The sequence below is a fragment of the Bellilinea sp. genome, from assembly GCF_034432615.1.
In the GTDB taxonomy this organism is placed as follows: domain Bacteria; phylum Chloroflexota; class Anaerolineae; order Anaerolineales; family Anaerolineaceae; genus Bellilinea.
In genome coordinates this window covers 1-6,394 of sequence record NZ_DAOUBL010000178.1, presented here as the reverse complement: position 1 = coordinate 6,394, position 6,394 = coordinate 1, and the positions used below count along the sequence as shown (strand labels likewise).

8 protein-coding genes are annotated in these 6,394 nt (G+C 54.3%); 2 read left to right on the top strand and 6 right to left on the bottom strand.

Translation table 11 applies throughout. From position 1 onward, the window contains the following. Positions 1 to 198 precede the first annotated feature (198 nt). From VAE48_RS08310 to VAE48_RS08295, 4 genes are read right to left on the bottom strand one after another with little or no spacing between them, the layout of a single operon-like run. The gene (locus VAE48_RS08310) at positions 199 to 627 is read right to left on the bottom strand and encodes a hypothetical protein (RefSeq protein ID WP_322792857.1); all 429 of its coding nucleotides are present in this window, start codon (positions 625 to 627) and stop codon (positions 199 to 201) included. Positions 628 to 674: 47 nt separating this feature from the next. Continuing rightward, positions 675 to 1,757, bottom strand: a complete 1,083-nt coding sequence (locus VAE48_RS08305) for a L,D-transpeptidase (RefSeq protein ID WP_322792856.1) — start codon at positions 1,755 to 1,757, stop codon at positions 675 to 677. A gap of 12 nt (positions 1,758 to 1,769) precedes the next feature. Beyond that, the gene (locus VAE48_RS08300; RefSeq protein ID WP_322792855.1) at positions 1,770 to 2,906 is read right to left on the bottom strand and encodes a L,D-transpeptidase; all 1,137 of its coding nucleotides are present in this window, start codon (positions 2,904 to 2,906) and stop codon (positions 1,770 to 1,772) included. Beyond that, positions 2,903 to 3,724 (bottom strand): N-acetylmuramoyl-L-alanine amidase family protein, encoded by an 822-nt coding sequence (locus tag VAE48_RS08295; RefSeq protein ID WP_322792854.1) that lies wholly within the window; start codon positions 3,722 to 3,724, stop codon positions 2,903 to 2,905. The genes VAE48_RS08300 and VAE48_RS08295 overlap by 4 nt, the downstream gene beginning before the upstream one ends. Before the next feature lie 178 nt (positions 3,725 to 3,902). Between VAE48_RS08295 and VAE48_RS08290 the strand changes: the two genes are divergently transcribed. Together VAE48_RS08290 and amrA are read left to right on the top strand one after the other, a co-directional pair. Continuing rightward, a complete protein-coding gene (locus tag VAE48_RS08290; protein WP_322792853.1) occupies positions 3,903 to 4,409 on the top strand; it encodes a flavin reductase family protein in 507 nt (168 codons plus the stop codon). Beyond that, positions 4,387 to 4,959 carry an AmmeMemoRadiSam system protein A gene (amrA, locus tag VAE48_RS08285; RefSeq protein WP_322792852.1) on the top strand — a complete coding sequence of 191 codons (573 nt, stop codon included), beginning with the start codon at positions 4,387 to 4,389 and terminating at the stop codon, positions 4,957 to 4,959. The genes VAE48_RS08290 and amrA overlap by 23 nt, the downstream gene beginning before the upstream one ends. 55 nt (positions 4,960 to 5,014) lie before the next feature. Here the strand turns inward: amrA and VAE48_RS08280 are convergent, their stop codons facing one another. Further along, entirely contained in the window at positions 5,015 to 5,677 is a 663-nt protein-coding gene (locus tag VAE48_RS08280) for a DUF4013 domain-containing protein (RefSeq protein ID WP_322792851.1), read from the bottom strand. A 114-nt stretch (positions 5,678 to 5,791) separates the two neighbouring features. Next, the gene (locus VAE48_RS08275; protein ID WP_322792850.1) at positions 5,792 to 6,202 is read right to left on the bottom strand and encodes a hypothetical protein; all 411 of its coding nucleotides are present in this window, start codon (positions 6,200 to 6,202) and stop codon (positions 5,792 to 5,794) included. Positions 6,203 to 6,394: the final 192 nt, after the last annotated feature.

Sequence of the window (6,394 nt, the reverse complement as noted above, 5' to 3'; positions counted from 1 at the left end):
TCTGAGTTTCCCGAAGGTCTGGAATGGCTCAACGTCACTCGAATCTAATCGGCTTCGGTAACATCAATGATGTTGTCGGGTGTCATCTTCTTCCTCCACAATTAAATGCAGGAAAATTCTCCGCGCTCCTTCATTTTACCCGCCTGCTGTTAGATTTTTATAGGAAAACCGGCAGGTGGTGTAAACATTATTTCAGAATCATTCTCCCATATCATCCTCATCGCTGATGATGCCGGGCTGGTCAATGCGCACCACGTCCCCATGAAAGTTGATGACGATGCGAAAGCCCATCATCCCCATGTAGGCACGTCCCTCTTCGGGGATGCCGGTTTTGAGCAGCTGCTCGAATTGCTGATCAATGTTGCGGAACTGTTTTTCGAGGATGGCTTTGGAAAAGATATCTTCCTGCCCCAGCATTTTAGCCGTTTGTTCACTCAGCAGGTCTTCGTGGCCGCTGATTTGTTCTTTGAGAAAATTCAAGACCTGGCGGTCGACGTACTCAGCCGGGATATGCCGGCGGAAGCCGGCATCGTTGACCACGTACATCGGCTCGGAACCTACCATGGCGGTTTCCACCACCTGATCGTTTTCGTCAACAATCAATCCTGCAAAAAGGGGCTGGGGCATGATGACCTCCTGGCAAGGAGTGTTGAAGTTAAGTACGGTTATGCGTTTCAAGCCATTGGCTTGTCAATCACCTTAACCATTGTACCGGTTTTTTCGTTCAATGTCACTGTTTGTAGAGGCACGGTCGGATGCGTCCAGCGATAGACCCAGCGCGAATCGGCAATGGAGAGATTGATACAGCCGTGGCTGCGCGGTCTGCCAAAATTGTTGTGCCAGTAGGTGCCGTGAAAGGAGATGCCGTTATCCATCAGGTAGCACACCCAGGGAACACCGGGTAAATCGTAACTGTTGGGGGCAGCCCGGTCGCCGGCTGCCATGTGACGGGAGGGGCGTTTTCGGTTGGTGATATAAATGCCCGGCGGGGTTCGGTAGTCCCCGTCAATGAAGCGGGCCCCGGTAGAGGTGCGCGCCATAAAAACCGCCTGATCCCCCTCATAGGCGATCACGATCTGTTCGGGCAGGTGAATTTCGATGCTCTTTTCCGATGGAGGCACCTCTGCCGAAATCGGAGCGATATCCTCTTCACTGACCAGACGCAGATGGGTGGCGTCGGCATAATAAAAGATTTTCCACTTATCATCGCGAATGCGGTACCAGGTTTTCCCGTTTTTATCCTGTTGAATTTGATCCACCCAATAGGTTGTGCCGTAATAAAGCCGGTACGAATACCAGTCCTGACGGCGTAAATCCCACAGCGTATCGGTGAAGGGTACGCTGACTTCGGTCAGCGCACCGCCTTGCGGCAGCGCGGCAGCGGGTTCATGCTTTTGCAAATCAACCGGCTGAATATCGCCGGAGTGGACATAGGCGCCATCATCAAGACGGTACCAGATGCGGTTGTGTCCCGAATCCTCGCTGCCCAGTGTTACCTCGGTAATCGAAAGGACAAGGTCGCGCCAGTAGGTCTTTTTCACTTCTCCACTAAAAGAAGGACGATCGTATCCGTCAATTTTGGCGGCGCATACCCTCCCCAGCCGGGGCAGCGAAACCTCCCGCTCCGGCCGGGTGGGGCTGAACAGGCGCTCCAGCCGCAGCGGCAGGCTGAAAAATGCCAGTACGCCAATGCCGGAAAGTTTGAGAAAGTCGCGGCGGGAAACCTGATCAAGATGGGATGCAAACAGGGTGAACATGGAAGCGAGCGGTTAGTAATGAATGTTGACCAGAGTGCCCACCGAAGCAAAATCGAACAACCATTCGGCATCTTCGGTGCGTAAATTAATGCAGCCGTGGCTCATGGGGGTACCGAAATTGTTGTGCCAGTAGGTGCCGTGCAAACCGTAACCTTTATAAAAATACATGGTGTAGGGTACATTCGGCAGGTAGTATCCCGGCCCGGCCATATCGGTATAGCGGTATTTGACATAGATGCGGTATTGACCGGTTACCGTCGGGGTGCGCCATGTGCCGGTGGAAACCAGAAAACTGTTGACCAGCTGCCTGCCGACGTAGGCATACACCATTTGTTCGCTCAGGTTGACATCAATCCACGGCTCGTCTTCGGCTACTTCCACGGGTATTCCACCGCTGATGATGAGCGGGGTTGCGGTGGGTTCGGGCGTATCGGTGGGCGTGGGGGTGGGCGTTTCGGTGGGGGTTGGAGTGGGAGTGGCCGTTGAGGTGGCAGTAGAAGTTGGGGTGGCGGTAAATGTAGCCGTGAAGGTGGGGGTTAGCGATGGTTTGAACAATGCGCCCATCGGCCGGGGAGAGGAAGGGCTTTCGGCAAAGGCAGTTTGCAGGTCCGGCAGCACCAGCCACAACAAAGCTCCCAGACACACCACCATCAGCAGAGTCAGCAGGCTGATGTAGAGGGGTGAGGGCAGCTTTTGCAGGACAGCGGTCAGGTTTTGGGCGGAGGACGCAGCCGGCTGAGCGGTTTGCCGCGGCGGAAGGCGCACCGGTTGGGACGCTTCGGCGGATTTTTTCTCAATGGAGCGGATGCGCACCGGCAGGGTTTTACCGCTGCTGACTTCTGCTGGGGAAGGCGGGGTTATGAGTGCAGAGCCGGCTGAAGTTTGACGCCGCAGCCGCTCGACTGCCCAGTGCATCCCCTGACGGGCGCGCTGACTGGCGGGGTTGATTTGCAGGGCGCGGTTGAGGTACTGGATACTGGCGCGCGGTTCGGAAAGCCCGGCCAGAATCAACCAGCCTTCTTCCCGATGCGGTTGTAAGCGGGTGAGTTCAGCAGCCAGCCGGCGGGCAGTCATGCGGTCACCCTGCCGGAGCGCCCGGCGGGCTTCTGCCAGAATTTGCCGGGGGTCTGGCTGCTGTTCCAAACTCATTGTCCGGTATCCATCACGGGAATCGGTTCATTGCGCACGTAACAGAGGATGCCGTTGGTAATGCCGCGCGCAATCAGATCGGGTTGTTCAGTCAGAATGCGCCGGTCGAGGTTGAGAAAGCCGGTTTCGATGATGGCGGCGGTGGTATCGGCGTGAACCTCACGGAAGGTGTGGTAATACACCATATCGGGTGTGGTGGAGTTGGCGTGGAATCTTAGATTGGTAATCTTGCCGTAACGGTCAATCAGACAGCCGCTCAAGCGTTGCGCCTTTTCAGGAAAGGCGCTGGAAGCTGCCGCAGCAACTTTATAACCGGTTGCCTCATCGTTGATATACTCGCACGAATCGTTGTGAATGGAAACCAGGGCCAACGCCTGATAGCCTTCCAGGCGGTCATCAAATTCCTGCAGCAAGTCCACCTCAAAACCTTCCTCGCGCAATTGCTGTTGAACGCGGTTGGCAATTTCCAGGTTGACCTGCATTTCGGTCAGGCCGTCCGGGCAGACAGCGCCGGAGTCATTCCCCCAATGCCCGGCAACAATGCCAATCCGCGGGCGGGGAGCGGCGGTCGGGGTAGGGTAGGTGAGGGTTGCCTCGCTTTGAATGGCCTGAAACATGCGGTCGAGCATTTGATTGGAGAACAGGTTTGCGGGTGTCCACAGTGTGAACAGGGTGGCAACCACCAGCGCCACACTGAGGATTGTCCAAAGCGCACTGAATACCGGCGGGTTTTTGGTGGTTTCATCGGAAGAGGGGTTGGGTTCGCTGCTGATCATGGTTTGGATTTCATCATACCTTAATCGGAGTGGTTTTGACAAATATCAATTCCTTGCACTGGCGGGGAAGGAATTGGGAAGCTTCTTAACCATTTTACATCAACAATGGCTGGACGACATTCAACAAAACCTTGACTTAGCGGTTTGCTGAAAGTATAAACGCTATGCCGGGCAGTGGTGCAAGAACACTGCCAGATATGGATAAATGTGGGAGGAAGGCATGTCATTCATCACGGGAGAGGATTTACGCAGCGCCATGCGCAACTGGGTTAGCGGGGTTTCGGTTCTGACCAGCCGTGCCGGTGAAGTTCAACACGGCATGACGGTCAATTCGTTTACCTCCGTTTCGCTGAACCCGCCGCTGGTATGCGTTACACTGGCAAATACCACCCGGACGCGCAATCTGGTTGAACAATCCGGCGTGTTTGGAGTTACAATACTTGCAGAGGATCAGGCTGAAATTGCCGACCGTTTTGCGGGGCGGATACCGGAAGACGAGGATCGGATGGCGGGTATGCCAATCTTTACTCTTACGAGCGGGGTGCCCCTGCTGAGCAGCGGTTTGGTCTGTCTGGATTGCAGGGTTGTTCAGCGCTTCGAAATGAAGGACTCCACCCTTTACATTGCACAGGTCGAGGCCATCCACCAAAACCGACAGGGACAGCCGCTGGTGTATCATAATCGGGTGTACCACAGGTTGTGCGATGACAGAGGACAAATTAACTGAAGGCGAACGCAAACTGCTGCTAAGAGCAGCCCGCGAGGCGATAGAAGACGCGGTCAATGGGCGGCCGCTCCGCCCGCTGGATTGGGAACAGATTCCGCCCCGCCTGCGGGAAGATGGGGCCACCTTTGTAACCCTGACCCTGAATGGCAAACTGCGTGGCTGCATTGGCACCCTGGAAGCTCACCAACCGTTGATTGAGGATGTGCGCGAACATGCGGTTGCGGCAGCGCTGGCGGATTACCGTTTTCCACCGGTGCGCCCGGAGGAAGTGGATCGGTTGAAGATTGAGATTTCACGATTGACGCCACCTCAGCCGTTGGCGTATGATACACCGCTGGATTTGATTCACAAACTGCGTCCGGGAGTGGATGGGGTGGTCCTTTTGGATGAGGGCCGGCGGGCTACTTTTCTGCCACAGGTATGGCATTCTCTGCCGGATGCGGAGAATTTTCTGGATCAGTTGTGTTTGAAAATGGGCGCTCCGCGCAAGTTATGGCGGCTGAAAAAACTGACGGTTTTGACCTATCAGGTGGAAGAGTTTCACGAATAAAAAATGCAGCGCTGTTTGAGCAGCGCTGCATAACCCTTTAGGGGTAACAATATGCTCAGCCAGCCAGCACCGCTTTGTTTTGGGTGGCGGCATTGTAGGCCTGCCCATACAGGTGACCCATCACTGCCACTGAGTAAGCATAGGTCAGGATTGCACCGATGATGCACAGGATGGTGCCCAGCGGGGCAATCAGCCCGGCGACGAACGTACCCAGCAGCACGATCAAGTAGGCGCCAATGTTGGCACGCACCAGACCGAATACCTCTCCCAGCGCAAAACCTGCGCCAAGGCTGCCCTTGGCGACGTAGTTGCCATAGGCAGCCGGCAGCACAATCGCCATCGCAATTCCATAAATAAAGACAAACAGGCCGAAGCAGAGCGAGAGGATCGCCATCATTGTCCTGACCGCATCCGAACTGGATTGACCGGCGACGATTGAGTCCAAAATACCGAAGACGAGTGCGAACAGGGTGATCGGCAGGGAGTAAACAAACCCAATGACAAAGGCCGAAAAACCGCGGCCCAAATCACCGCCAAAGTCTACATCGGGAAGGGGTTCGGGGTGGCGGTCAATCACCCGTTTGGTAACGTTCAACGACCAGCCAATCAGCACCAGTTGACCGAGGATCGGGATCAGCGAAATCAGTGCGACAATGCCAACTTTGCGCAGCCAATCCTTGTCCTGAAACACATATGAAAATGCCAGACCAAAATCCATTGTTTTTCTCCTTATCTATTGAATGAGTGCGGGGTAATTGATTCCTGTTGGGTTTACTATACCTTCTTTTTGATGAGGTGCAATGCCTGTGCCATGACAAAATGGAAAGGTCTTTCATCCGGCGGCTGGCTGAGCATTGATGCGGTCAAAGTAGTTTTTGACCAGGGCATCGTTGTAAAAGACCAGCGCCAGAATGCCGACGATCATTGCTATGGCATTGCCAAAGGCGATGCACAGAATTTCCAGGATAGCGATGGTTTGTGAAAACTGCACCGGAACAGGCGGATTTGCCAGAATTTTCAGCGCGTAAAGGACTTCAAAAATGCCCAAAATTGCCGGTACAAAGGTAATTGGCGCGCAAATTAAGCCAATTCCCAGGGTTCCCAGTACGACGGTGGCAGTGATTCCCAGCCCGGTCAGAATATTGATGATACCGCTGACCAGAGTCATCACTCCCAGTGCGGTAACCAGGCCCGGTTTAACCATCGCGGTTGAATAGGTTGATTGAGGATTTTGTTCGATCATTTTACGCTCCAATCCTGTTGAATTGTGAAGTGTACCCATGTGGGGTAAATCACAATTCATTTACGTGACTCCGTTGAAAAAGTTGCAAATTGTTCCACGGACTGAGTGCGCAGGGGGGTTAAAAATGATCGAAATGATCAACCTTGAGGACAAAGATGACCGCCCGGCTTTCTTTGCTGTCCGGCGGCTGGG